The organism is Litoribacter ruber, assembly GCF_018500185.1.
Taxonomy (GTDB): domain Bacteria; phylum Bacteroidota; class Bacteroidia; order Cytophagales; family Cyclobacteriaceae; genus Litoribacter; species Litoribacter ruber.
The window spans coordinates 96,548-123,506 of the sequence record NZ_JAHBGI010000008.1; the positions used below are offsets into that span (position 1 = coordinate 96,548).

Genomic DNA, 26,959 nt, shown 5'->3' on the forward strand with positions numbered 1-26,959 from the left:
CTACCACGTGCTAACTTTACTTATCACTTTTATGAATGTTTCTCCGCGAAGGAGCTCTGTGCAACTCCTCTGTGCCCCTTTTTTCCGCGAAGCCGTCCCCTCATAACGCCCTGGCTTCCAAATAAAATCCCACCAACAAAAAAATCCCACCCTCAGCAAGAGGATGGGACTTAGTATATGTAGGATTCTCTTAGAAGAATCTGTATCTGTAATCTTTCACTTCAGCCAACTCCTCCATGGCCATCATGAGCATGTAGGCCGTTCTTTGAGAAGAATTCGTAGTCAATTGACTCTGGTATCTGGAGTAATCAGAAAGTTCACCCGCTGGGGTCACATTGTTTACTTTTACCAAAATCACACCTACATCTTCTTTAATAGGTTGGGAAACCTTTCCACTTTCAATACCAAATACTTTACCGATTGCTCTAGGAGCAAATCCAACACCTGGAATTACAGTAGAACCTAGTCTCAAATCAGGCGTATTACCCAAAGAAGCATCCCCGTCAAAAACGGCCTTCATGTCTTCAAGAGAGTTCTTCCCTTGCAATTTGTCAGCAATGATCTTAGCTTTCTTTTCGTTCTTCACCAAAGTGGTAACCTCTTCTCTCACTTGCTCCAAGGAAGCAGTTCCTTCTTCGGTTTTATCAGTCAATACTGCTACTACGTAAGCATTGTCCAATTCAAACACATCAGAGACTTTGTTTACAGAGGCGTCATTGAATGCCCATCTGATCACTTCTCTTGCATTAGAAATGTTGTTCAAGTTTCTAGATCCTTGATCAAGGCCATTAGCCTGCAATACTCTATAGTTTTCCTGCTGAGCATTGTCTCTGAATTCTTTTTGGTTTGAGCTGCTAGCTGCGAAATAATCGGCATTTCTGTAAGCCTCGTTTCTTGTCATATCGCTGGCGATAAGTTCAAGTTCCACGGTAGCTATTTTATGAGCCTGAGTTTTAGGCATCTCAGTTACCTTGATGATATGGAAACCATACTCTGTTTCTACCAATCTTGGGATCACCCCGGTAGACTTGGCTGCAAAAGTCACGTTAGAGAATTCCTCGATAAAATCATCCTTACCAAACCATCCTAGGTCACCACCTCTTTGGGAAGTGCCGTCCTGACCGTGCTGCATGGCCAAAGTGGCGAAATCCTCATCTCCACGGGCCTGCTGCAATACTGCCTCGGCCTGGTTACTTACTTCAGCTTTTTGGTTTTCATCCATTCCCTCGGTTGCAAATAGGATGTGGCTTGCTCTCATTCTTGGAGTACCATCAAACTTGTCTGAAACTTTATAAGTTACGAAAGTGGATCTTTGTGTAAGGAATGGACCATAAACAGCACCTTTCTCCAAGTTTTCCACATTTGTTGTCAAAGTGTTTGGAAGGGTCTCACCTGCTTGGTAAGTTCTGAAGGCATTGTTGGTCTCTGAGTTTCTGATGGCAAAAACTGAATCAGACTCCGTAGCTCTCAACTCTTCTGTCAATCTCTCGATCTCTCTTCTCACCTGGGCTGAATCCTCAGCACTTGGTGTAAGCGGGAAGGCCACATACTCGATGTCTCTGGAATTTCTTACCTGAAATTTATCCTTGTTCTTCTTGATGTAATCTTTCAGTTCACTGTCAGTAACCTGAACATCGTTATCAGATACGGCGTAGTAAGGGATGAACAAATGGTCCACATCTGCTACAGTGTTTTCCATTTTGTGCTCCAATTTACCTTCAGCCTTAGAAGCGTAAACAGCGGTAGATAGAAGGTTGTCATACTTGATTCTCAATCTGGCATCGGCAAACAATCTTTCCTGCTGGGCCCAGAAGGCTCTCTGCTGTGGGTCTGCATCGTCAAGAGACTGAAGGAAGGCGATCAATTGCTCCCTGTCAAACTCGCCCGTCTCCGGATTGGTCAATTGCTGACGCAACTCGGCTACGATATTTCTACCTTGTACCATGTCCACCAACTCTGCGTCAGAAACCATCATACCCAGTTCTTCATACTGCTCAGCAAACATACGCTCTACAATAAGCGCCTGCCATGCCTGCTCACGAAGGCTGTACATTTCATTCTCAGAAGGGGTTCTTCCAGTGTTTTGCTGAAAGGAGAACTTTGCTTCCTCTATCTTCTGCACATATTCCTCATAGGAAATTTTCTCACCCGCTATTTCACCTACGGTGTTTGAGCCTCTGCCCAAAAGCGTTGAATTCGGGCTCAATATATCTCCTCCTACAAGGAAAAATATTAAACCTACCGCAATAACACCTATTGCAAGACTCGTTCTCTGTCTGATTTTTTTAATTAATGCCATTCTTCTAGTTTTTGAAGTGTCGCAAAATAATTACATCTGGCCGTAAATTCAAAATTATATGCCTTCAATAATTATAAATTGAGTTAAGATACGGGGAGTATTTTCAATTTTACCGTATCAATCCGGTGCTCCTGCTTGGATACAACCGTAAAATGATAAGGTCCAAACGTAGCTGAAGCTCCTTTTTTGGGTATATCTTCCGTAATTGACAAAATAAAACCCGATAAAGTTTCAAAATCGCCAGAGGGAAGATTCCAGGAATATTTTTCGTTCAAATAATCTATTTCATGCCTCGCGCTGAGCAAATATTCATTGTCGCCAATCTGCTGCTCTATCAAATCGTCATTGTCATACTCATCTTCGATCTCCCCAAAAATCTCTTCGATGATATCCTCCATACTCACAATTCCACTTGTGCCCCCAAATTCATCCACCACCAAGGCCAAACTTTTCCGCTCAGAAATAAACTGCACCAAAAGGTCATTTGCAAGCGCTGACTCAGGCACGATGATAATGGGAGTCAGAATATCAGAAATGCTTTTGGGCTTTTTAAAGAGCTCAAGCAAATGGCAGTATCCGATCACATCATCAATGCTGTCCCTATAAACAATGACTTTGGAATGCCCGCTTTCAACAAAAGTCTTTCTCATGTCCTCTATATCATCCTCAATATCCACAGCCACCACATCGGTACGCGGCACCATGCATTCTCTTACCTTAATGGTCTTGAACTCCACGGCATTGTCGAAAATCTTGGTGTCAAGATCCATCTTTTTATCGTCTCCCACCACTTCCAGGTTATTTTGGATAAAAGAATTTAGATCGGTGATCTTGAAAACCGGTTTATCCTCACTGTATTCCAGCTTTAAGACATAAACGATAAAAATCCTAGAAAGCCAGACTACCACCCACACAACGGGATACATCAAAGTATAGATTACCAAAAAAGGGGCTGCAAAAAACGCCAACAAGCTGTTGGGGTTCAACATAAAAATACTTTTAGGTATAAACTCGGCAGTTATCAACACTACCAGAGTGGCAATTACTGTCTGCAATATCAATAGAGAGGCTTGGTTTTCGAACGCTGACGGCAACCAACCCAATAAGGCAGGTTCCAATAGGTTGGCCATAAAAATACCATAAAGCACCAGTGAGACGGTGTTTCCCAAAAGAGTAGTTCCCAAAAACTGTCCGGGTTTTTTATTAAACCTGGATAGGACCCTTCCGGTAAAATCCCCCTGCTTCCCCTGAAGTTCTATATGAAGTTTGTTTGCTGAAACAAAGGCTATCTCCATGCCAGAAAAAAAGGCCGAAAACAACAGCGTGACCAACACATAGCCCAAATACGAATAGTCCATTTAGCGTTTCTTTTTCCTTTGAAGCCTTTCCTCAGGCTTATGGTCAGGGTTATTCTCCTCTTGCTTGTTGCGCCTAAGCTTAAACCAAAACAGCAAAGCCACAGCAAACATAAACATCGGGTAGGAGACCCCGACACCCTGCGTAATCGAAAGATGAACCCCGATAATAATCATTGCCGCCGAAAGGGCCAGCAGTAAAACTTCTTTTATTCCCATTACTCTTCCCCAGGGATTGGCAAAATCCCCGTTACTTTTTTGAATTGATATTCATTGAAACCTTCATCGGCCTCTAGACCGGTACCGTTGATAATACGGCCCTCTTCCTGAACGGTGACAAATTTTTCAGTATAAATGATCTTCTTATCCGGGTCCCAGAAAAGCTCTTCAGAGTTCAACTTCTGGTTTTTCTGAAGGTTGTTGACCCTCACATCCCCTTCGCCCCTATATAGATTAGATTGCCTATCATAAAAGCCTTTATCGGCTTGAATAGTACTGGACATCTCTCCATCCTTTTCAAAGAAATGGATTTCAATACCTTCAGGAAATTCATAATCCCCATTGGCAAACTCCATCTGCTTGTCACCCATCAGCTTGGTCCGCACGATGGCTGAATCGCTGTGATAAAGGACGATGTTATAACTCACGCTAGTAGGTCCTGTGTAATCCTCCAACTGGCTGGGATCCACATCTTCCCTACAAGAAAACAAACTTATACTTACCAGCATAAGCACGAAGAAAATTCTCATGATGCAAATTTAGAAAATAAATCAGGAAACTAAGCTTTGTGCCTCAACCACAAAAAAAAGAGCGGCATTCCTACCGCTCTTTAAATTTATGATTTTTTTGCAATTAATCTCTTGTTGCCAAGGTCACATTTTCACCTATCCAGCAGCCAGTATTGATGGTCTGTCCTACTTCATAGCCTTCAGTAAACAATTCCTCTTTAGAAGGGAATCTAGCTTTGGCATTGGACATGCCAGAGTTGTCACCAGCTCTGCGGAATGCGTCATAGGCAGCAATAAAGATAGAGTAATCTTTCACTCTACTCTGACCACCTCTACACTCTTGAGATGACTGCATGTATAGGTTACCGATCAACGTCCAAGCTTCAGTAGCCTTGTTGGAGTTGAGTTCAGCAGCTTTCTTAGCAGAAGATCTTGCAGATGACTTTTGTCCTTTTTGGGAATAAGCTTTAGCAATATCATAATGCACATCACCTTTCTGCTCATCGTTAGCAGCCAAAGTCAAAGCTTTTTCGAATAGCTCAATTGCTCTGTCATACTCCTGGTTCTGCATATATCTCATACCTCTTACTTGAGATGTGGAGAAAGTTGGATCGTCATTATCGATGATTTCAAGTGAAGCTGTAAAAGCCTCAGTGCTTGTACACTTATATTTCACAGAATACTGGAAAATCTGCTGGGCAAGCTTGATGTTTTCCGGCTCGGCCTTCAATCTTGGACCCAACTTGTTTTCAATGAAATCACAATCGATCAAATCCATCGCAACTACCAATTGCTCAACTTGTCCTCTTTGAGTAGCCACATCGGTACCCTCAGCTTCAGCATTATCAATGATTTCGGTCACTTTGGCCAACTTATCCAGCAAATCATCCGTGGACAAGGATTTATTCATCAGATAATGTCTTCTTACCAAGTCAAAGTATGCAGGAGTCAAAGTATGGCTAATGCTACCATGTATTTCAATGGCTCTGTCGAAATCCTCCACAGCACCACCTACTCTGTCTTTGTCATCCTTGAAGTACTGATAGCCATAGTAAGCTTTATTCTCGATCCATCTGTCTTCATTGTCATAAAGCTCATTTCTCTTGTCATAGATCACCATTACAGAATCCTGATAAACTTTTTTCTGATCAGCATCTTCTACAGCTTTCTGAGCTCCATCATACACTTTCACACCGTTGATGTAAAGCGCTTCATTCAAATCTGGTGCGTTGGTCAACAACCAGTTCAAAGGTTTTGTCGCGGCAACGAATTCGCCGGACTTCAAATAGTCATTATAGGCAGCGTTATACTCTCTGGCTTTAGATTCCTTTTCTGGATCTTCTGGCCAGTTCCAAGTTCCCTGAGCTTGAACCATCCCCACTACCATGAAGGACAGCACGCCTAATAAGGCTGATTTTGCTTTCATCTTTTTCATACTTTATTCAAATACTTTTTTATAGAACCAACTATTGTCATTTATTGAAAAACCCAAGGAAACCTTAAAATAGTTCTCTCTTACCAAACCATTATCTGCAGTTCCTCGAGTTCCCAGCTTCATTGCGACGTTCATCAGGGAGAGCTGATTCATAGGAATCGACGCTCCAAAATTAATGCCAAGGTCATTGATCGCGGTGTTGTTAACTAAATAAGGCGTTTGTTCAAATTCTACCCCCATTCGGTACATAGAGCGGGCAAACACACTTTCCAAAGAAAACAAATCCGGGATGTACTGACCTCCCAAGGCTACCCTGAACGAATTGTTCATCATTCCGCTTGCGCCATCAAAAGATCTATATCGAGAGAAATCCTGATGCTGGGCTTCAAGTCCCACTACGAACTTGTTGAGTTTTTCATAACTGACCCCATAACCTAACCTGTTAGGCAAATAGATGGATCCTTCCACATTATCTCTTAAAACGCTGCCCGGCGCATTCGGGTTGCTAGCTTGGCCAAAATCGCCAACTTTCGCAAACTCTTTTCCACTAATGTCTCCGTAGGCCTGATAAATGGCCCCAAAGTGCATATAACGCTGTTTTCCCAAGGGCAACATGTAGTGGGCACCGCCCTTGAAAGCGATATCGTTCAATGTTAATCTTTCATAATATTCAGACTCCACACCGACTCTTTCTCCATTTTCATTCTCCAACCTCAGCTGGTTTGTTCTGACAGTAGAACCAAAAACGTAGGATGCCTGTAAACCCAGATGGAAATTTTTGGCCACCTTAAACCCGGTGTTCACATAAGTTTCGCTCAACCCGCCATTCCCTTGGATTACATTGTTGCTGAATAGGTCCGAATTCTGTACAGGTCCCCTTTGGGATAAGTCATAGTTGACCGCACTAATTTGGTTCAAGCCCACTCCAACTGACATCTTCGAAGGGCTCACCGGAAGGGACATGGCAGCATAGCTCAATCCGCCTCCATCAAGTTCGGCCGTCCTGTCACCAGAAGTGGCCGTCAGCCTGTTATAATTGAAAGCTGCCTGAAAGTTAAATGCATAATTCTGCACCGAAAGGGCAGGATTGACGTGGTTGACTCCCAAGCTGTTTCCATAACTGATGCCCAAGCCTCCCATTGCCTGGTTTTGTGTCAAACCCGAGGTATTGAGCTGGCCTATGCCCAAAGAGCTGTAGGTAGTCGTCCCTGATTGGGCAAACACGGTAAATTGTATTAAAAAGGTGCTCATCACACCTAGGAAATTCAGTCTAGTTTTTCTCGACATTGTAAGTTAAAATTCTATTCAATCCATGAAGGACCAAATTGGGGATTACAAATATGTGGTCTTTTGTCAGACTTTCAAAGAAATTTGCGTCTCCACCACAAATAAACACCTTCAAACCTGCATGATTTTGAGCATATTGATCCACGAAGCCCAAAATTTCCGCCTTTACCCCGTGATAGATTCCGCTCTGTAGACAGGTTACAGTGGTGTCACCCACTTCCCTCACCATCGGATCCACCGAAACCATCGGAAGCTTGACCGTAAACTCGTGCATGGCCCTGGCCCGCATCAACAAACCCGGTGAAATAGCCCCTCCCAAATAAGATTGCTTTTCATCTAATAGGTCGTAAGTGATACAAGTACCCAAATCAATGGTCAAAACCGGGCCTTCTGCCCAATCCAACGCACCGATCACGGCAGCAAGCCTGTCCAAGCCCAAAGTTTCCGGTGTGCCATAGTTGTTATTAATAGGCAATGGGAGGGTGTGGTCGAAATACAGAAAGTCAAACGACCATTCGGCCTGCAGCGTATCCATATCATCTTTCACGGAACTCACCAGCACCTGGTCTTTTTCCAGCGACTCCACGTATTGTGTCACTTCGGAAAGCAGGCCAAACCAGCGTTCCTCCTGAAGCTTGTTGCCCCAGAATAGCCCGGTTTTGATGCGCGTGTTACCAATGTCAATGATTAGGTTTCTCAAAATTGCGAATTGGAGTAGATTTTGGCCATATCCGAAAGTTCGCTCTAAATTTAAGGAATAATAAAAAGGGGCGGGTTTTCAATAGAATAAATTTAACTTTACTGCCTTGTATTTAACAAACTTTAACCCAGCATGCCTACACGCAAAACCTATGGAATTATCGGCCTGATGTCAGGCACATCGGGCGATGGACTCGATATCGCCTATTGTGAATTTGAAAGAAACCAGGGTTGGAATTACAGGATTGCAAAAGCAAAAACGGCCATATTCCCAACAGATTTGGGACTAAAGCTTTCCAAAAGCCATCTATTGGGTGCCGAAGATTTACGGATGTTGGATGTCGGTTTTGGAAAATGGATGGGGGAACAGGTTAGCATTTTTTGCAAGGCCGAAAACATCAAACCTCTAGCAGTAGCCTCCCATGGACACACCGTTTTTCACCGTCCCGATCAAGGCAATACTTTTCAGATCGGCAATGGGTGGAGCCTGCAGGAAAGCTGTGCCCTGCCTGTGATCAATGATTTCAGGATGCGCGATGTGCAGCTAGGCGGACAAGGCGCCCCCTTGGTACCCATCGGCGACATGCTGCTTTTCCAGGAATACGATTACTGCCTCAACCTGGGTGGCATTGCCAATATTTCATTTGAAACTGATGGACAAAGAAAGGCCTTCGATGTGTCTCCTTTTAATTTGCTTCTAAACCATTTTTCCCAAAAGCTTGGGAAGCCCTATGATGAAGGCGGGCAGTTGGCCAAAAAGGGCAATGTGGATAACCCTCTGCTTGAAAGGTTAAACAATATTCCCTTTTACACTTCCAAAAACGCCAAATCCCTTGGCCGGGAGGATATTGAAGAGGTTTTTCTTCCTTTGCTGAAGGCTGCTGGCCTAGCCCCAAAGGACACGCTGGCTACTTTAAATGCCCATTTTGTAACACAACTCGCCGAGGCTATTCCCGTAAAAGACCAAAGCCGCTTGCTGGTGACGGGAGGGGGTGCTTACAATGCTTATTTTATAGAATGCCTTAAAGAAAAGTTAGCGCCCAGTATCCAGGTAGTGGTGCCTGACGCCGATGTGGTAGAATATAAAGAAGCTTTGATTTTTGCCTTCATGGGGGCTTTACACCTGAGAAACGAGCCTAATTGCCTTGCCAGCGTGACAGGAGCTAGCAGGGACAATATCGGCGGTGTATGTTATGGCAGGGAGCTTTTGAACGATCTTCCTTAAGAAAAATTATAGCCCATTGCCGGCACCCTTCTTATATATGTAAACAATTTTAATATTTTTGCCTGAACACTATAAACCCAAATGTAATGAAAGAATTATTAGCCAAGTTTGAAAACAAACAACCTGAAATTGTTTTTGAATGGAGCGATAGCGAAACCGAAGCGGAAGGCTGGGTTGTCATCAATTCACTCCGTGGCGGTGCAGCCGGCGGAGGGACCCGTATGAGAAAAGGTTTGGACAAAAGGGAAGTAGAATCCCTAGCCAAAACCATGGAGGTAAAATTCACCGTATCCGGCCCCGCAATTGGCGGCGCCAAATCGGGTATCAACTTCGACCCCGCTGACCCAAGAAAAGACGAGGTATTGAAAAGATGGTACAAGGCGGTGATGCCATTGTTGAAAAACTACTACGGCACAGGGGGAGACCTCAACGTGGACGAAATCCATGAGGTGATCCCAATTACCGAATCTTACGGCCTTTGGCATCCACAGGAGGGCGTAGTAAATGGGCATTTCCACGCCACCGAACCACAAAAAATCAGAAAGATAGGCCAACTGCGCCAAGGAGTTTCCAAAGTTTTGGAAGATCCCCACTATACCCCTAACGGACCAAAAAAATATACCGTAGCCGATATGATCACAGGCTATGGCGTAGCAGAAGCCGTAAGACACTATTATAAAACCTGGGGCGGAAACCTGAAAGGAAAGAGAGCTGTCATCCAGGGATGGGGCAACGTAGGGGCTGCGGCCGCATGTTTCCTTGCCGTAGAAGGCGTGAAAATCGTGGGCATCATCGATCGAGAGGGTGGATTGATCAACGAAAAGGGCTTCACTCTTGACGAGGTTCGCGAGCTGTTTGTAAACAGAGAAGGTAACAAGTTGGTGGCGGAAAACATGGTTTCCTTTGAGGAAATGAACCAGAGGGTTTGGGATCTTGAAAGCGAGATCTTTATTCCTGCTGCGGCTTCCAGGTTGATCACCAAGGAGCAAGTAGAGAGAATGGCCAATGCCGGCCTTGAGGTTATTTCTTGTGGTGCCAATGTACCTTTCGCGGATAAGGAGATTTTCTTTGGTCCTACGGGCGTTTTCGCGGATGAACGCGTGGCAGTTATCCCTGATTTCATCGCTAACTGCGGGATGGCAAGGGTTTTTGCCTATCTGATGTCTGAAAAAGCGGTGTTGACCGATGACGGAATCTTCAAAGACGTGAGCAGGACCATCGCCAAGGCCATGAAAAAGACCTATGAAAAGAACCCATCCAAAACCAGAATAGCCCAATCCTCATTTGAAATTGCGCTCAACCAGCTGGTATAAATTAAAGTATCCAAACCAGGCCCCTCCACAGGCCTGGTTTTATTTTTAAATGACTGCGGAGAAGATTATGGAGCCTCTATTTTCCGCTCACACAATTTTTTTTCTAAATGTAAAAATACACGCTTCGAATTTCTAAATTTGGATTCTATTATAGAATCAAACCTTAATGAAAAACTATGTTGCCGTTGTAATGCTGCTGTTGGGCATTTGTCTTTCACCCGGACAAGAACTTTTGGCACTGCAAACAACCCCATCGCAAGAAACCACCCCCGAGTACCAAGAAAATATCCAAGATTTAGACACAGATGAGGTTCCCGAATCCATATTGGAGCCTGAGCATCTGGATGAACATGGGCATGCTCCTGGTTGGTTGGTGATTCCCTTTGTGCTTCTGCTGCTGATGATCGCCACAGGCCCACTGTTTTATGAGCATTTTTGGCATCACCACTACCCCAAAGTAGCCGTGGGTCTGGCTTTCATAGTGGTTTGCTATTACTTGTTTGTCCTCCACAATGTGCACCACCCCGTGCATGCCATGGCGGAATACATTCAATTCATTGCCCTTTTGGCTTCACTTTATATAGCATCGGGCGGGATTTTGATTGAGATAGACAAGAAATCCACACCACTGGCCAATGTGGCTTTGTTGGTGATCGGGGCTTTGGTTTCCAACCTAATTGGTACCACAGGAGCTTCCATGCTATTGATACGGCCATTTATACGCCTTAACAAAAACAATATTAAAGCCTACCATATCATTTTTTTCATTTTCATGGTGAGCAATGTGGGCGGTTCATTGACTCCGATTGGTGATCCACCGCTATTCTTGGGATTCCTAAAAGGAGTACCCTTTTTCTGGACGCTGGAAGCCAACTGGCCGGCATGGGTACTGGCTCTGGCCCTGTTGTCCACAGCTTTCTACTTTATTGACCGCAAATTTGGCAAAACCGAAGATGAGTTGGCTTTGGAGGAGGAAGTGACCTACACCAATAAATTCAGAATGGTAGGGGCAAAAAACTTCCTTTGGCTCCTAATTGTGATCCTATCGGTCTTCTTGGACCCAAATGTGCTGGACTGGGTTCCTGCCATCCATTATGATGGGCAGAAGTTTTCCTTTCTAAGGGAAATCATTATGCTCAGCGTGGCATTTTTATCCTACAAATTTGCTAACCAAGAAGCCATAAAGGGCAACGAATTCAATTTCGAGCCTATCCGGGAAGTTGCTTTTATCTTTATCGGCATATTTGGCACCATGATGCCGGCCCTTGAACTCGTCGGTAATTTTGCCAAATCCCCTGAAGGAGCCGCCCTGATTACACACAATACGCTTTACTGGGGCACAGGATTGCTTTCCGGGTTTCTGGACAATGCACCTACTTATTTAAACTTCCTGGCAGCTGCAATGGCCTCTCAAGGGGCAGATATCAACAGTGTGACCATGGTACAGGATTTTGCATTAAACAGGTACGAGGACTCAGCATTTGAATTGATGGCTATATCCATTGCTGCCGTATTCTTCGGCGCCATGACCTATATAGGCAACGGACCCAATTTCATGGTAAAATCTATCGCGGAACAAAACGGCATAAAAATGCCCTCCTTCTTTGGCTATATCCTGAGGTTTTCAATTCCTTTATTGCTGCCAATCCTGATAATAACTTGGCTGATGTTCTTCGCATTTGTCTAAAGCGGAATACAACCTCATAAAAAAGGTCGCAGAAAACATCCTGCGACCTTTTTTTATAATTTGCATTAAAAGAATCATGGTTGCTCCACTTGGCTTTTCACCTTTAAAACCCTGGGGCTCAACAGCAAGACCTTTTGGGTAGTCTCAAGCTCATATGTGGATAAGTTTCCCGAAACCGGGTCTGTGGATAACTTTGCCATGGTTTCGGACTGGTAAAAAGTATTCTTGTCGAAAGCTTTCACCAATATTTCATCCACTCGATCCCCATCATATATTACCGTCATTTCCTCGATGTTTGAATTTTCACCTGGCTTGAGTCTATAGCTTGTAGTCCCGTTTTCATCCACAATATCGTAAGCGGTGGCCAAAGATGCTTTATTGATATCGGCCTGAATAAACCAATCCAGTTCACTCCTCCACTGCTCCCTAGTGAGTTGCTGCCTTACTTGTTCATGATCTCCATTCACATACAGATCCTTCCGCAAGTCTACCCCCTCCAATCCGTCTATCTGTTTGTTGATAAAGTCAGATATGGGGAAATAAGTATCTATCTGTGTGGGGTTCTTTATGGACTTTTCCACCTGATTTCCACAGGAAGCCAGCATCCATACAACTCCACAAATTCCTAATTTTCTCCACATACTATTTCAAAAGCACTTCTCCGGTCATTTCTTTTGGGATATCCACACCCATCAGTTTGAGAATTGTGGGTGCAAGATCTCCAAGCTTACCGTCTTTTACCTCCAATTTATCCACAGGGTCCACCATTATACAAGGCACCAAGTTAGTGGTGTGTGCAGTATTTGGCGTACCGTCCTCGTTGATCATCATGTCGCTGTTGCCATGATCAGCGATCACGATGGTGGTGTATCCATGTGCCAAAGCATTGCCAATCACTGACTCAGCACACTTATCCACAGCCTCACATGCTTTGACGGCGGCCTCAAAAACCCCTGTATGTCCAACCATATCCGGGTTCGCATAATTCAGGCAAACAAAGTCTACCTCTTCACGCTCCAATTCGGTATTAATCTTGGAAGTGATTTCAAAGGCACTCATTTCAGGCTTTAGATCATAAGTTGCCACTTTGGGCGAGCTGCATAGGATACGGCTTTCTCCTTCAAACACGGTTTCACGTCCTCCAGAAAAGAAAAAGGTAACGTGTGGATACTTCTCTGTTTCAGCAATCCTTATCTGGCTTTTTCCAGCTGCTGCCAACACTTCACCGAGCGTCTGTTGAAGATTATCTTTGTCGAAGATGACCTTCACGTTGTTGAATGTTTCATCGTAATTAGTGAAAGTGATGTAATCCAGATCAAGTTTTCTCATCTGGTACTCATCAAAATCCCTCTGGGAAAGCACCTGGGTGATTTCCCTACCACGGTCGGTACGGAAATTAAAACACACCACCATATCCTTATCCTCAATCACACCCAATGGCTTGCCTTCATTGTTCATGCCTATGATAGGACGGATAAACTCATCTGTCACCCCATTGTCATAAGATTTTTGGATCGCATCAATGATGTTTTTGGATCTTTCTCCTTCACCTTTGACCATGGCATCGTATGCCAGCTTTACCCTTTCCCAACGGTTGTCGCGGTCCATGGCATAGTATCGGCCAATTACCGAAGCAATTTTTCCGGTCGAATGCTCCAGGTGAGCCTGCAAATCCTTTAAATATGCCACTCCGCCTTTGGGATCGGTATCCCGGCCATCGGTAAAGGCGTGGATAAACGCTTCCTCCACCCCATTGGCCTTGGCTGCATCGCAGAGGCCTTTGAGGTGATCAATATGGGAGTGCACACCTCCATCTGATACCAACCCGATAAAGTGCACCTTGCCGCCTCTTTCCTTGACATTGGCAAATGCCTGCGCCAAGATTGGATTGCTGGCCAGCTCACCGTTCTTTACAGCATTGTTAATCTTAACCAGGTCTTGATAAACAACTCTTCCTGCGCCTATATTCATATGCCCAACTTCAGAATTGCCCATCTGCCCTTCAGGCAAACCAACAGCAAGACCGGAAGCTTCCAGTTTGGAGTGAGGGTATTTTTCAAAAAGAGAATCGATAAAAGGCGTCTTGGCCTTCGCTATGGCAGAAACCTCCGGGTTGGTGGCAATACCCCAACCATCCAGAATCATCAGTAACACTTTCTTATTCATATGGCAAATATAGCAATTTTGATTCAAGGCTAGAATCCTTCCTCAGGTTACCTTTTTATGAATCATTTTAGGTTCAAATGGTTTTTGAAATTGAAATATTTTAGGTTGCTTTGCACCCAAAACATCCAGAGTCCTATTTTTTCAAGATTAGTTAAATTGGCAAAGTATTTGAAGAAGCCATGGTAATGAAAACCCCTAATGCCCTTTCTGCTTTAGTTTTATCCTTTTTGCTCCTGCTTCCAGTCGTGGCAAACGGCTTGGCTGTGGAAGAAATCGTAACTTCCTTCAAGATAGGATCGAGCAGGGATTTGGCTAAATATTTCGAAAACACCGTTGAGCTGAATGTCAACGGCAGCCAGGGCGATTTTTCAAGGAGCCAAGCCGAATTGGTCTTCAGAGATTTTTTCAAACGCTATCCAGCCGAGGATTTTCAGGTCGTGCACAAGGGAGAATCCCTCCAAAACATCAAATATATGATTGGCTACTACTCCAGTCAAGAGTGTACATTCAGAGTGCTCATCAAGGCCCGTGAAGTAAACGACCAGATGAGGATCTACAGCATGGACTTCAAAAAAGACTAATTAACCAATTTTACAACCCCTTCCGTTTTGCGCTTATCGAGCATCAGGGACTTAGGTTTGCTGCCTGAATAAACGTGGACAATATTCTGCTGACCTTCAAAATATTTAAGCAGCAAAGTGTTCTTATACCTCACTTCTTTAGGTCTTTTCGCTTTTTCGCTTTCCAAATAGAACCAAGCCGCATCCTCCTCTACCTCAAAACCCAGATAGGACAATCGCAGAATGTTGCCATTGACCTCAAGGCTGTTGTTTTTCAAAAGGTAATCCTCCACCATTTTCTCCAAAGTCACATTATCCGCAGGATTGAGAAAATTGATAGACTCCCCGCTTTCACCGGCAAGGGCCTCCTCCAAGTCATCCCAGAAAATTCTTTGTGCGATTTCAAACCGTTGGGTGTCCGAATTATACCTAGCTTCGGTTAGGCTGATGTAAAAGGGGTGAAAATTTACCATCCATCCTAAAATGGCGGTTAAAATAAAATGGACAGGCATTTACTTATGGCTTTTGCTATTTTTGTGCAAATTATACATTAATATTACAATCCCGAAAAGGGCCATCTTAAAAAAATATAATACAAAATACAATTATGAGTCAATTTGAAGTTTATTTCAAATTAGGTATTGCCCATATCCTGGATTTAGAGGGTTTTGACCACATTCTTTTCGTCATTGCGCTCTGTGCAATTTATCTCGGAAGAGACTGGCGAAAGATCATCATTCTGGTCACTGCCTTTACTATCGGACACTCCATCACCTTGGCCCTTGCCACCTTGAACATCATCAAAGTCAATAGCGCAATGGTCGAATTCCTCATTCCGGTCACCATTGCCATCACCGCCCTTTTCAACATCTTCAAACCGCGCCCTACCAACGGTCGGGGAGTTCAGATAAACTATTTCTTTGCGCTTTTCTTCGGACTTATCCACGGTTTGGGTTTTTCCAATTACCTGCGATCCCTTTTGGGCAGGGAAGCCTCCATCTTCCAGCCTCTATTGGCTTTCAACCTCGGCCTTGAGGTTGGGCAATTGGCCATCGTCGCCATTTTCCTGCTCATCGGATCCATCTTCGTGGGCATATTTGGCAACCGCAAGGAGTGGACTCTGGTCACTTCGGCGGTAGTATTGGGTATGGCCGTGATGATGGTGCTGGAGAATAGGTATTGGTAAAGGAAGACCGAAGACCGGAGACCGAAAGCAAATATATTGAGGGAAGGCTGAGGGGGAATATTTATAAATCACACTATGAAAAAAACAATTCTATTCGTTTTAATGGGCTTTATGCTTTCCCCATTGGCCCAAGGACAGCACAGCGAACAAAACCATGCCGAGCGATTCGAGCAACTCGGCCCCATGTTGCGCTCCCCAAACGTTTACCGAACCGCCTCTGGGGCGCCCGGACACATGTATTGGCAACAAAAGGCCGACCATGAGATCGAAGTGGAGCTGGATGATGAAAACCAGTCCATAACCGGTACCCAGAAAGTCACCTATTTCAACAATTCACCTGACCAGCTCAATTACCTCTGGATTCAGCTCGACCAAAACGAGCGGGCTAAAGATTCAGACACCCATAAAATTGCCCCAAGCAAAATAGATTCCCGCATGTCGCTCAGGCAGCTGGAAACGATTCTCTGGCATGACCTGGACCTGGGATACAAGATCAATTCGGTGAGAGACCTTCAGGGCAACGACATCCCGGTCACCATCAACAAAACCATGATGCGGTTAGACCTGCCCGAACCGTTGAAAGCAGGGGAGACATTTGAGTTTCGTGTGGATTGGAGCTTTAACATCCATGACAGGATGAGCTTCATCGGTGGCCGCCCCGGCTATGAGTATTTTGAAAAGGACGGCAACTACCTTTATACCATGGCCGAATGGTTTCCAAGAATGGCCGTTTATTCTGATTTTGAAGGCTGGCAAAACAAGCAGTTTTATGGCAGGGGAGAATTTGCCCTGACATTTGGGGATTATAAAGTATCGATCACCGTACCTGCTGACCATATGGTGGGTTCCACAGGCGTGTTGCAAAATCCTGAGGAGGTGCTCAGCCCAACGGAACTTGACCGATGGAACCAGGCGCAACAGGCTTTTGACAAGCCAGTAGTGATCCGCACCCAGGCCGAGGCCGAAAGACTCGAAAAAGGCCGGGCCAAGGACAAGAAAACCTGGATATTCCATGCCGAAAACGTACGCGATTTTGCTTGGACCAGCAGCCGAAAATTCATCTGGGATGCCATGGCAGTGGAACTTGGCGGCAAGAATGTGATGGCCATGTCCTACTATGGCAAAGAAGGCAACCCGCTCTGGGAGCAATATTCTACAAGAGTAGTGGCACACACGCTAAAATCATATTCCGAAAAGACGTTTGATTATCCCTACCCGGTGGCCATTTCCGTGGAAGGCAGCAATGGCATGGAATACCCCATGATCTGCTTCAACTACGGCCGGCCTGATGAAGACGGCACCTACTCGGAAGCGGTGAAATATGGGATGATCTCCGTGATTATCCACGAAGTAGGCCACAACTTTTTCCCCATGATTGTCAATTCCGACGAAAGACAGTGGTCCTGGATGGATGAAGGGCTGAATACCTTCATGCAGTTTATGGCAGAACAGGAATGGGACAGGGATTATCCCTCCCGTAGAGGCCCAGCGCATAAAATCGTGCCCTACATGCGCTCCGAAAAGCACCTTTTGGAGCCCATCATGACCAATTCTGAAAACATCATCCAGTTTGGGCCAAACGCCTATGCCAAGCCAGCCACGGCGCTAAATATCCTTCGTGAAACTGTGATGGGAAGGGAATTATTTGATTATGCCTTCAAGGAATATTCCCAACGCTGGAAATTCAAACATCCTACACCGGAGGATTTCTTCAGAACGATGGAAGATGCTTCGGCAGTTGATTTGGACTGGTTTTGGAGAGGATGGTTTTTTGGCACAGAGCCAGTGGACATGGCCATCAGCGAAGTGAACCATTACAAAATGGACAGCAAGGATCCAAAAGAGATCAAAGCCCGCCAAAAAGAGGCTTTTGAAAGAGAAGAGGATTACATCAGCAAAGCCCACAACCGTAATGACATTGCCCAAACGGTGGTGGAATCAGATCCTGAAACCAGGGATTTCTACAATTCTTTTGACAGATTTAGGGTCACTCCTGAGGATGAAAAAGAATATAAGGAATTTATGGCCAGACTTTCTGAAAAAGAAAGGGAATTGTTGAATTCTGGCATGAATTTTTATGAAATAACTTTCGAAAACATCGGCGGCTTGGTAATGCCCTTGATCATTGAATTCAACTATCGGGACGGAACTTCAGAAATTGAAAGAATTCCTGCTGAAATTTGGAGATTGAACGAGTCGGAGGTTACCAAAGTATTCCCGAAAAAGAAAGAGGTCCAAAGCATCGTCCTCGATCCATATAGGGAAACAGCTGATATCGACGAAGCAAATAACTACTGGCCAAGACAACAGTTGCCTTCCCGATTTGAGCTTTTCAAGCAAAACTCAGGAGCAAGGGGCGCATCCACGGGAGATAATCCCATGAAAAGGGCCAGAAGAAGATAATACCTTGATTACATAAACCAACTAATCCAGGTAAGGCGGACCTCTCGGGGCCCGCCTTTATTTTTATAGCTTTCCCCGTCAAAAGTCATTTACCCCAGCAGCTCCAAACTTTTAATGCTCAATTAAGCATTAAAAATGCTTTTTGTCGAAGAGGACCCGAAGAGGAGGCGAAGAGGAGGCAAAGAGGAGGCGTAGGAGCTGATAGACCGAATTAAAGTATGTGAAAGTTAATAATCGCTAATTTCACGCTAGTACCAATACGGATATTTACTCTGCAACAAGCGACACCTTTGGCGCAATTTATGGGGAATGGTGCACTATTAAAGTCCCTAATGGATTCCTAGCTTGGAATAAATTCTTTAGTTTTGGGCTTTTGATCAGAAAACGAAAATAAGATATAGAAAAATGAGCAAACCAACACTTTTAGTACTGGCCGCCGGAATGGGCAGCAGATATGGAGGAAATAAGCAGATAGACGGATTCGGACCAAATGGGGAGACCATCATCGAGTATTCCATTTACGATGCCATCCGCACGGGTTTTGGCAAGGTAGTTTTTATTGTGAGAAAAGAAATATTGGAAGAAGTGAAGGAGAAATTTCTTCCAAAGCTGGAAGGAAAGATCGAAGTGGAATTTGTGCTTCAATCCCTGGATTCGTTTGTTCCTTCTGAATACAACAATCCAGAGAGGTCCAAGCCATACGGAACGGCCCATGCAGTGCTTTGCGCTCAAGATGTGATCAAGGAGCCTTTTGCGGTCATCAATGCAGATGATTTCTATGGACAGGAGGCTTTCAAAGTGCTTTCGCAGTTTCTGAGCAATGGCGTGCAGCCAAACCTCCACTGCATGGTAGGGTATGAGCTTCAAAACGTGCTTTCCGAAAACGGAACCGTTTCTAGAGGCATCTGCGAAACCAACGAGGAAAACCAGTTATTGGGCATGGTAGAAACGACCGATATCGGTAGAGACGGTGATAAAATCGTGACCAAGATGAACGGTGAGGCTATAGAGTTAGCGCCTACTGCCCAAGCTTCCATGAACTGCTGGGGCTTTCATCCTTCCTTTATGGAGGCCATCAACGACATGTGGTCGGAGTTTTTGAAAAACAACTACACCAATCCCAAGTCGGAATTTTATATTCCCACTGTGGCCAATCACCTGATTCAGGAAAACAAGGCTGCTGTGGAAATCCTTGCCGGCGGCAAGACCTGGTTTGGCGTTACCTACACAGACGACAAGCCTGAGGTGATCAGCTCACTTAAAAAACTTCACGAGGAAGGGGAATATCCCAAAAACTTGTGGAACTAAACACCTTCAAGCCATGCGAACAATAGCATGGCTTTTTTTTATTCCTTCCTGCCAAAATACGGATAAGCATGCATGCTGTGCTCATGGATATCAAGTCCCTCTCTTTCCACAGTTTCGGGGACCCTCAAGCCGAAGACTTTTTTGATGGCAAGAAAGAATATCAAACTGAACCCTACGCAAAATCCTCCCACAATTAATATACCCAGCCCTTGAGACAAAAGCTGGCCCAAACCAGCCTTTTCACCAATCAGCCCCACTGCCAGAGTGCCCCATATCCCACTCAAAAGATGGACAGGGACCACACCCACGGGATCATCTACTTTGATTTTATCCATAAAAATCACCCCAAATATCACCATCACCCCCGCCACAAAGCCTATCAGCCCTGCCTGCCAAATATTCATCACATCGGCCCCGGCAGTAATGGCCACCAGTCCAGCCAAAATCCCATTGAGGACCATGGTCACGTCAAAGGTTTTGAATTGGTAGTAAGAGGTAAAATGCGCCCCCACCGATGCGGCCGCAGCAGCCACACCCGTGGTGACAAAGATCCTGGAAAGCTGCCCCGGCTCTGCGGAGCCCAGGGAACCACCATTAAACCCAAACCAGCCGAACCAAAGAAGAAATACGCCCAAAGTAGCCAAGGGAATGTTGTGCCCAGGAAAAGCCTTGATTTTTCCATTGGTGAATTTCCCCAGTCTTGGCCCTACCACTATGGCACCTATCAGGGCCGCCCAGCCTCCCGCACTGTGAAGCAGGGTGCTCCCGGCAAAATCATAAAAAGGAACCTCCCAATTATCCATAAAGCCACCTCCCCACTTCCATCGGGCCACTATAGGAAAACAGAGGCCGATGTAAAAGGTGGAAAAAAGCAAAAAGGGCCGTAATTTTATCCGCTCCGCCACTCCTCCCGAAACGATAGTGGCGGAGGTAGCCGCAAACATAGCCTGAAAAATAAAATGCGTGTAGTTGGTATATTGATCATCAATAGTATCAAACCCGTCATTTCCGTCGGGAAAATAGACCCCAATTCGGAGAAGTCCTTTTAAGTCTTCGGCATGCATGATATTATACCCAATGAAAGCATAGGTAAGAATGCCAACGGAGGGGATAATGGAATTTTTATAAAGGATGTTGATCGTGTTTTTCTGCCGGGTTAACCCAGCCTCCAGGGCCGCAAATCCAATATGCATGATAAAGACCAGAATGGTGGCCATGATCATCCAGAGGTTATTTAGCATCAGGTTTTCCCCCATTACGCCTCTGTTTTGGATGGGATAAGAAATTCCCTGATTTCTACCACTGCTATTCCCACATTGGGCTCCAAATGGTTTTTTATTAAACTGATGACCTCGTCAAGCTGTTCGGAATGGATAATCAATTCGATTTTGATCCTATCAGAAAAATTTGTCGAAGAAGGCACTCCCCGATATTGCGTGCCTTTGCCTTTGATCAGGGATACATTGCTTACCTGATAAAAATTAATGTTCAGGACCTTTTCAGAGCCTATCTTATCAAGAAAGGCATCCAGCTCATCCATCGGCAAGTAAGACTCTATTTTTAGCATAGGCTTTTCGGTCATCATTATTGCCCAACTAAGCCCTAAAGGGAATTGTTTGATAAACGGCCTTGAGACTCAAACATAAATATCTTAAAATTGGTATTCTTTAAACGGAATATTTATTGCGGGGAAGTTTTTCTAAATAACACGCTCATGAAACAATTGATATTTTCCACCCGACCCTTCTTCACCGATGTTGGACTGTTGATTTTCCGCGTTGGGGTGTCATTGATGATGATGACCCATGGCTGGGCAAAGATCCTTAACTTCAGCGAAAGACTGGGCTCCTTCCCTGATCCATTGGGCATAGGGTCTGCATTCTCCCTTCAGCTGGTGATTTTTGCGGAGTTTTTCTGCGCCATCCTAGTAGCACTGGGTTTTGCCACCCGATTGGCTTTGATCCCTTTAATCATCAACATGTTCGTGATTTCCTTTGTCGTCCATGCTGGGGAGGGATTTTCGGACAAAGAATTGCCTCTCCTATTTTTGCTTTCCTGGATATTTTTATTCTTGCGGGGAGCAGGCATCTACTCCATGGACGGGCAGATGATGAAACGAAAAAAATATTAATCTTCGGCCCGAATGGTCCCGTTATCAATTCGGAAAAAGGCCTTTTCGGAATCAATAGATGCCAAAATCTGCTTGGACCTTTCCGGTCTGGCGTCGGTGATAAAAAGTTGCCCAAACTGATGGTCGGCCACCAGGCTGACCATTTTTTCTATCCTGGCATCATCCAGCTTGTCAAAGATATCATCCAAAAGCAGAATCGGCTTCACGCCCATCCCCTCTTCCAAAACCTGGAATTGGGAGAGCTTCAAGGCAATCAAATAGCTTTTCTGCTGACCCTGAGAGCCGTATTTTTTTAAGGGAAACCCATCTATTTCAAAAGCAAAATCATCCCGATGAATCCCTTTATTAGTTCTTTTCAAAGCTAAATCCCGGTGCAGGGAGTCCCTAAACACTTTTTCAAAGCCCTCCGGTTCACAATGGCTTTCATAGCCAACCGAAACCGCCTCTTTACTATCCGAAATCACCCTGTAATGATGCTCAAGCTTAGGACTGAAGTTTTCAATAAACTCCAACCTTTTCTGGGAAATCACCTTACTGAGGGAAATCAACTCTATATTATAGGGTTCCAACAATTCTTTATCAAATCTACCACCCTCAGCAAACTGTTTCAAAAGCGCGTTTCTCTGCTTGAGAAAATGCTGGTACCGCACCAGAGATTGCAGGTAATTACGGTCTAGCTGCGAAAGCATGCTGTCGACAAACTTCCGCCTATCCTCGCTTCCGCCTTTGATCAGCTGTATATCATCGGGGGCAATCATCACTACGGGAAATTGCCCGATGTGGTCACTCATTTTCTCATAGGCCTTTCCGGCCAAGACAAGCTGCTTCTTTTTTCCCGCCTCAAAAATGCACCGCAGCTCCAGATCTTTTCCCTCCCTATCAAATTCCCCTGCTATGGTAAAGAAGCTTTCATAATGCAGGATGTTTTGGGAATCAATGGAATTAAAAGCACTGCGTGTAAAGCATAGGTAATGGATGGCATCTAGCAGATTGGTTTTCCCGCTTCCGTTCATTCCCAAAAAGCAGTTGATCTCTTTTGAAAACACAGCCCTTTCCTGTTTATAATTCTTGAACTGGTTGAGCTTGATGTTTTTCAGGTGCATAAGGAATGGTTTGGGAGCATAAAAGTACATTTAATGTACCAATATAGAAAACGGAAAAGCCTTTGCTAATAGGTCCAAGGCAGGCTCCAAAACATGGAAAGGTTTTGCTAATCAGCGAAACATGGCCTATATTTGACCCGCAAACTTAGGCTATTTATACAAAATTCGATATGGCGAAGAAGAGTTCGAATAAAACCAAGGCGAAAGCAAAATATTCAAAGGAGACCTATACCTATTGGTATGAGAGCATGTTGCTCATGAGAAGGTTTGAGGAAAAGGCAGGCCAACTTTATGGACAGCAGAAGATCAGAGGTTTCTGTCACTTATATATTGGCCAGGAGGCCTGCGCTTCCGGTGCCATCACGGCACTTGAAAAGGATGACAAGTGGATCACTGCTTACCGTGACCATGCCCATCCGTTGGGACTAGGCACTGACCCGGGTGCTGTAATGGCTGAACTTTATGGCAAGGCTACCGGTACCACTAAGGGTAAAGGTGGCTCCATGCACATCTTTGACAAGGAAGTTAACTTCGTAGGTGGACACGGTATCGTGGGTGCCCAGGTGCCTATGGGTCTTGGAATCGGCTTTGCCGAAAAATACCAAGGAACCAAAAACCTTTGCATCTGCCACATGGGTGATGGTGCGGTGAGACAAGGTGCCGTCCATGAAGCATTCAACTTGGCTATGCTTTACAAAGCTCCGGTGATTTTCGTCATAGAAAACAACGGTTATGCCATGGGTACAGCCGTGAAGAGATCCTCTAACGTGGAAGACCTTTCTACCATTGGTGAGTCTTACGATATGCCTTCTTTCCCAGTGGACGGTATGAACGTGGAAGCTGTTCACGAGGCAGTAGCTGAAGCAGCGGAAAGAGCCAGAAAAGGTGATGGACCAACATTGTTGGAATTCAGAACTTATAGGTATAAAGGGCACTCCATGTCCGATCCCCAGAAATACAGAACCAGGGAGGAAGTGGAAGAATACAAGCAGCGTGACCCAATCGAGCAGGTGAAGAAAACCATTTTGGACAACAACATCCTGACCGAAGAAGAAATCGAGGCAATCAACAAGAAAGTGAAAAAGCAGGTAGAAGATGCGGTGAAATTTGCCGAAGAATCACCTTGGCCTGATGGACAGGATGCCTTCAAGGACGTGTATGTTCAGGAAGATTATCCTTTTGTGATGGAATAAATTGGCCATATAAGATATTTTAACCCCCAAAATGAAATCATTTTGGGGGTTATTTTTTTATTAGACAAAAGAATGTCCTAATATTAGGGCTTCATTTGCCAAGCTCCTTTAGTTATTGGCGAATGAGAGGGGAAATAAGATATTGCTATTAAATAAAACATCCTCTATATTTGCGACTGAAAATTAGTAAAAATGGCGAAGACAGACATTAAAAACGTAAAAGCACAACAAGAGCAGGCAAATGAACTTTTGGAAAATCCAGATGTGATTGCCGACAGGTTAGGAAGAGGAGAGGCGTTCTTGAAAGAGAATTCCAAAATTGTAGGTGGGATAATCATTGCTATTGTTTTGGTCATCGCCGGTGTTATCGGTTTTCAGATCCACAAAGCAAACCAAAACAAAGTGGCCCAAGCCGAAATGTTCCAGGCAGTATATTACTGGGAGCAGGACGAAGCTGACTTGGCTTTGAACGGTGACGGTGAGCATGCCGGTTTCCTAACTATCATTGACAAGTACAGCGGTACGGACGCTGCAAACCTGGCGCACTTCTACACCGGATCTCTTTATTTGGCCGAAGGCGAGCACCAGAAAGCCATCGATCACCTTAAGAAATTCTCTTCGAGCGACTTCTTTGTTCAGGCCAGAGCTTATGCCTTGATCGGCGATGCCCAGATGGAACTTGGACAGGTTGGCGATGCCATCAGCTCATACAAAAGAGCTGCTGATTACAAGGAAAACAAGTTTTTCACCCCTCGTTATTTGAACAAACTGGCAATTGCCTATGAGGAAAACGGTGATATCAACAATGCAATCAAGACTTACGAGCAAATCGAAGAGAAATACTTCGAGTCATATGAATTTACTGCAGCACGAAAGCATAAAGCGCGCTTAGAAGGCCTTGCCTCTAGGTAATGCTGCTGTGCAGAGCATTTTAGAGAGAGTAAGGCCCATTGGTCTTACTCTTTTTTGTTTTTACTACCCATCAAAACTCACCAACTTATGGCTACCCAACTTAAAAACCTCAGCGAATACTCATCAGGCAACATCCCGGACATCAGTGACAAGAAATTTGCCGTGGTGGTGTCAGAGTGGAATGAGGATGTCACCGAAGCCCTTTATGAAGGAGCTATCAGCACCCTGCTCAAGCATGGGGCAAAGAAGGAAAACATCTTCCGAAAAGACGTACCGGGCTCCTTTGAGCTATCGCTTGGCGCCCAGTGGACGGCCGAAATCGAGGAGATCGATGCGGTGATCTGTCTTGGCTGTGTGATCCAAGGCGAGACTAAGCACTTTGACTTCATCTGTGACGCCGTGGCCCACGGCATCACAAATGTGAGCCTTAAATACAACAAACCGGTCATCTTTGGTGTATTAACACCCAACACGCAGCAGCAGGCATTGGACCGCGCAGGTGGCAAACATGGCAACAAAGGCGACGAAGCTGCCATCACCGCCATCAAAATGCTGGGCTTTTAACCAACTATTTATTTAACCCTATCCCTTCCGTTTTCAAAAACGGAAGTCTTTCAGCTATGAAAATCATGAAATTTGGTGGCACTTCTGTCGGCAAACCCGAAAGAATGCACCAGGTCAAAGACCTCATTATTCAGGATGACTCCCCAAAAATAGTTGTCCTTTCTGCCCTTGCCGGCACCACCAACGCCCTGGTTCAGATCGGGGAGGCTTTGAGCCATGCCGACAAGAAAGGGGCAAAGCTCATAATTGACGAACTGCAAAGCCATTATGAAAGCTTCTACCTTGAGCTATTGGGAACCGATGCCGGAAGGGCCAAAGCGCTCAGCATCATCCAAGAGCATTTCGAGTTTCTGAACATTATCTTAAAAATTAACTTCAACGAGGCCATCAACCGTGACATCCTGGCACAGGGGGAACTGTTGTCCACGAAGTTGTTTTGCACCTTGCTGGATGAATTGTTCATAGATGCCGTTTTCCTGCCTGCCATCGACTTCATGAGTATAGATGAAAACCAGGAGCCGGAACTGCTCAAAATTGAGGAAAGGCTAAAGGCAATTCTGTCCGACTATCCTCACCAGAAGCTGTTTATAACCCAGGGGTTTGTCTGCAAAAACCACCGAAAGGAAATCGACAATCTAAAAAGAGGGGGAAGTGATTACACCGCCTCCCTTATAGGCGCGGCATTCAATGCCGAGGTGATCGAAATCTGGACGGACATTGATGGGATGCATAACAATGACCCCCGGATCGTAGACCAGACCAAACCGATTGCGCAGCTGTCTTTTGATGAAGCGGCTGAATTGGCCTATTTTGGAGCCAAAATTCTACACCCTGCTTCCATTTGGCCTGCCCAGATGTACAATGTGCCGGTAAAGCTGCTCAACACCATGCAACCCGAGGCTTTGGGAACCACCATTACCGCTGAGGAACAAGGGCAAGGGGTGAAAGCCATTGCGGCCAAGGACGGCATTACGGCCATTAAAATCAAATCCAGCCGAATGCTTCTGGCTTACGGATTCTTGAGAAAGGTTTTTGAAATCTTTGAGAAATTCAAAACACCGATTGACATGATTACCACTTCAGAGGTAGCCCTTTCGGTGACAATTGATGACGAAACCCATCTTGCGGAGCTGATTGCAGAATTGGAGCACTTTGGTGTGGTGGAAGTGGATCAGAACCAAAGTATCATTTGCATAGTCGGCAACATGGTCGCAGAAAGCAAAGGAACCTTGAAGGATATCATGGATGCCATGATCGAATACCCCATCCGGATGGTATCCTATGGCGGCAGCCGCCACAATGTGTCTCTGCTGGTAAATACGTCCATCAAAAATGATGCGCTCCGAACCCTCAACAAGAGCCTGTTCACCTTCAATTAAAAGAAAGCCAGCCTTCGGGTTGGCTT

25 protein-coding genes are annotated in these 26,959 nt (G+C 45.0%); 12 read left to right on the forward strand and 13 right to left on the reverse strand.

Features of this window, described 5'->3' with window-relative positions:
- Positions 1–190: 190 nt before the first annotated feature.
- The 7 genes from KIH41_RS12235 to KIH41_RS12265 form a co-directional block, all read right to left on the reverse strand.
- Positions 191–2,299 carry a peptidylprolyl isomerase gene (locus tag KIH41_RS12235; RefSeq protein ID WP_214162560.1) on the reverse strand — a complete coding sequence of 703 codons (2,109 nt, stop codon included), beginning with the start codon at positions 2,297–2,299 and terminating at the stop codon, positions 191–193.
- Positions 2,300–2,382: 83 nt separating this feature from the next.
- Positions 2,383–3,657: a hemolysin family protein gene (locus tag KIH41_RS12240; protein ID WP_213944425.1), complete on the reverse strand. Its 1,275-nt coding sequence runs from the start codon at positions 3,655–3,657 to the stop codon at positions 2,383–2,385.
- A complete protein-coding gene (locus tag KIH41_RS12245; RefSeq protein WP_213944424.1) occupies positions 3,658–3,873 on the reverse strand; it encodes a hypothetical protein in 216 nt (71 codons plus the stop codon).
- Positions 3,873–4,403: an LPS export ABC transporter periplasmic protein LptC gene (gene lptC, locus KIH41_RS12250; protein WP_213944423.1), complete on the reverse strand. Its 531-nt coding sequence runs from the start codon at positions 4,401–4,403 to the stop codon at positions 3,873–3,875. Before lptC ends, KIH41_RS12245 begins: the two co-directional genes overlap by 1 nt.
- A 103-nt stretch (positions 4,404–4,506) precedes the next feature.
- On the reverse strand, positions 4,507–5,808 hold the full coding sequence (locus tag KIH41_RS12255; RefSeq protein WP_214162561.1) for a tetratricopeptide repeat protein: 1,302 nt from the start codon (positions 5,806–5,808) through the stop codon (positions 4,507–4,509).
- Positions 5,809–5,820: 12 nt separating this feature from the next.
- Positions 5,821–7,104: a hypothetical protein gene (locus KIH41_RS12260; RefSeq protein ID WP_213944422.1), complete on the reverse strand. Its 1,284-nt coding sequence runs from the start codon at positions 7,102–7,104 to the stop codon at positions 5,821–5,823.
- Entirely contained in the window at positions 7,088–7,804 is a 717-nt protein-coding gene (locus KIH41_RS12265; RefSeq protein WP_214162562.1) for a type III pantothenate kinase, read from the reverse strand. Before KIH41_RS12265 ends, KIH41_RS12260 begins: the two co-directional genes overlap by 17 nt.
- Positions 7,805–7,936: 132 nt before the next feature.
- Here KIH41_RS12265 and KIH41_RS12270 point away from each other — a divergent pair, with 132 nt between their 5' ends.
- From KIH41_RS12270 to KIH41_RS12280, 3 genes are all read left to right on the forward strand, one after another.
- Complete coding sequence (locus KIH41_RS12270; RefSeq protein ID WP_214162563.1) at positions 7,937–9,028, forward strand: anhydro-N-acetylmuramic acid kinase; 1,092 nt, start codon at positions 7,937–7,939, stop codon at positions 9,026–9,028.
- 86 nt (positions 9,029–9,114) lie between these two features.
- Positions 9,115–10,341, forward strand: coding sequence for a Glu/Leu/Phe/Val dehydrogenase dimerization domain-containing protein (locus KIH41_RS12275; protein ID WP_213944419.1), 1,227 nt, complete (start codon positions 9,115–9,117; stop codon positions 10,339–10,341).
- A gap of 166 nt (positions 10,342–10,507) precedes the next feature.
- The gene (locus tag KIH41_RS12280; protein ID WP_214162564.1) at positions 10,508–12,028 is read left to right on the forward strand and encodes a sodium:proton antiporter; all 1,521 of its coding nucleotides are present in this window, start codon (positions 10,508–10,510) and stop codon (positions 12,026–12,028) included.
- Between the two features lie 74 nt (positions 12,029–12,102).
- Here the strand turns inward: KIH41_RS12280 and KIH41_RS12285 are convergent, their stop codons facing one another.
- Entirely contained in the window at positions 12,103–12,669 is a 567-nt protein-coding gene (locus KIH41_RS12285) for a hypothetical protein (protein ID WP_214162565.1), read from the reverse strand.
- A 1-nt stretch (position 12,670) separates the two neighbouring features.
- Entirely contained in the window at positions 12,671–14,194 is a 1,524-nt protein-coding gene (gpmI, locus tag KIH41_RS12290) for a 2,3-bisphosphoglycerate-independent phosphoglycerate mutase (protein ID WP_214162566.1), read from the reverse strand.
- 185 nt (positions 14,195–14,379) lie between these two features.
- Here gpmI and KIH41_RS12295 point away from each other — a divergent pair, with 185 nt between their 5' ends.
- On the forward strand, positions 14,380–14,775 hold the full coding sequence (locus KIH41_RS12295) for a DUF4783 domain-containing protein (RefSeq protein ID WP_213944415.1): 396 nt from the start codon (positions 14,380–14,382) through the stop codon (positions 14,773–14,775).
- Here KIH41_RS12295 and KIH41_RS12300 read toward each other — a convergent pair.
- A complete protein-coding gene (locus KIH41_RS12300) occupies positions 14,772–15,266 on the reverse strand; it encodes a DUF6702 family protein (protein ID WP_214162567.1) in 495 nt (164 codons plus the stop codon). The genes KIH41_RS12295 and KIH41_RS12300 overlap by 4 nt on opposite strands.
- Before the next feature lie 95 nt (positions 15,267–15,361).
- Here KIH41_RS12300 and KIH41_RS12305 point away from each other — a divergent pair, with 95 nt between their 5' ends.
- From KIH41_RS12305 to KIH41_RS12315, 3 genes are all read left to right on the forward strand, one after another.
- Complete coding sequence (locus tag KIH41_RS12305; RefSeq protein WP_213944413.1) at positions 15,362–15,940, forward strand: HupE/UreJ family protein; 579 nt, start codon at positions 15,362–15,364, stop codon at positions 15,938–15,940.
- Between the two features lie 75 nt (positions 15,941–16,015).
- Entirely contained in the window at positions 16,016–18,343 is a 2,328-nt protein-coding gene (locus tag KIH41_RS12310; RefSeq protein ID WP_214162568.1) for a M1 family metallopeptidase, read from the forward strand.
- 405 nt (positions 18,344–18,748) lie between these two features.
- Positions 18,749–19,651, forward strand: a complete 903-nt coding sequence (locus tag KIH41_RS12315) for a sugar phosphate nucleotidyltransferase (RefSeq protein WP_214162569.1) — start codon at positions 18,749–18,751, stop codon at positions 19,649–19,651.
- A gap of 38 nt (positions 19,652–19,689) precedes the next feature.
- On the opposite strand, the gene KIH41_RS12320 is transcribed toward KIH41_RS12315, so the two are convergent.
- The gene (locus KIH41_RS12320) at positions 19,690–20,907 is read right to left on the reverse strand and encodes an ammonium transporter (protein ID WP_246539109.1); all 1,218 of its coding nucleotides are present in this window, start codon (positions 20,905–20,907) and stop codon (positions 19,690–19,692) included.
- The gene (locus KIH41_RS12325) at positions 20,907–21,218 is read right to left on the reverse strand and encodes a P-II family nitrogen regulator (RefSeq protein WP_213944410.1); all 312 of its coding nucleotides are present in this window, start codon (positions 21,216–21,218) and stop codon (positions 20,907–20,909) included. Before KIH41_RS12325 ends, KIH41_RS12320 begins: the two co-directional genes overlap by 1 nt.
- A gap of 147 nt (positions 21,219–21,365) precedes the next feature.
- Between KIH41_RS12325 and KIH41_RS12330 the strand changes: the two genes are divergently transcribed.
- On the forward strand, positions 21,366–21,782 hold the full coding sequence (locus KIH41_RS12330; RefSeq protein WP_213944409.1) for a DoxX family protein: 417 nt from the start codon (positions 21,366–21,368) through the stop codon (positions 21,780–21,782).
- Here the strand turns inward: KIH41_RS12330 and recF are convergent.
- Positions 21,779–22,885 carry a DNA replication/repair protein RecF gene (gene recF, locus KIH41_RS12335; RefSeq protein WP_214162570.1) on the reverse strand — a complete coding sequence of 369 codons (1,107 nt, stop codon included), beginning with the start codon at positions 22,883–22,885 and terminating at the stop codon, positions 21,779–21,781. The two genes, KIH41_RS12330 and recF, sit on opposite strands and share 4 nt — an antisense overlap.
- 170 nt (positions 22,886–23,055) lie before the next feature.
- On the opposite strand from recF, the gene pdhA reads away from it, so the two are divergent.
- From pdhA to KIH41_RS12355, 4 genes are all read left to right on the forward strand, one after another.
- Positions 23,056–24,078 (forward strand): pyruvate dehydrogenase (acetyl-transferring) E1 component subunit alpha, encoded by a 1,023-nt coding sequence (gene pdhA, locus KIH41_RS12340; protein WP_213944407.1) that lies wholly within the window; start codon positions 23,056–23,058, stop codon positions 24,076–24,078.
- 192 nt (positions 24,079–24,270) lie between these two features.
- The gene (locus tag KIH41_RS12345; RefSeq protein WP_213944406.1) at positions 24,271–24,990 is read left to right on the forward strand and encodes a tetratricopeptide repeat protein; all 720 of its coding nucleotides are present in this window, start codon (positions 24,271–24,273) and stop codon (positions 24,988–24,990) included.
- Positions 24,991–25,077: 87 nt separating this feature from the next.
- Entirely contained in the window at positions 25,078–25,554 is a 477-nt protein-coding gene (ribH, locus tag KIH41_RS12350; RefSeq protein WP_214162571.1) for a 6,7-dimethyl-8-ribityllumazine synthase, read from the forward strand.
- A 56-nt stretch (positions 25,555–25,610) separates the two neighbouring features.
- The gene (locus KIH41_RS12355) at positions 25,611–26,933 is read left to right on the forward strand and encodes an aspartate kinase (RefSeq protein ID WP_214162572.1); all 1,323 of its coding nucleotides are present in this window, start codon (positions 25,611–25,613) and stop codon (positions 26,931–26,933) included.
- The last annotated feature ends 26 nt before the right edge of the window (positions 26,934–26,959 follow it).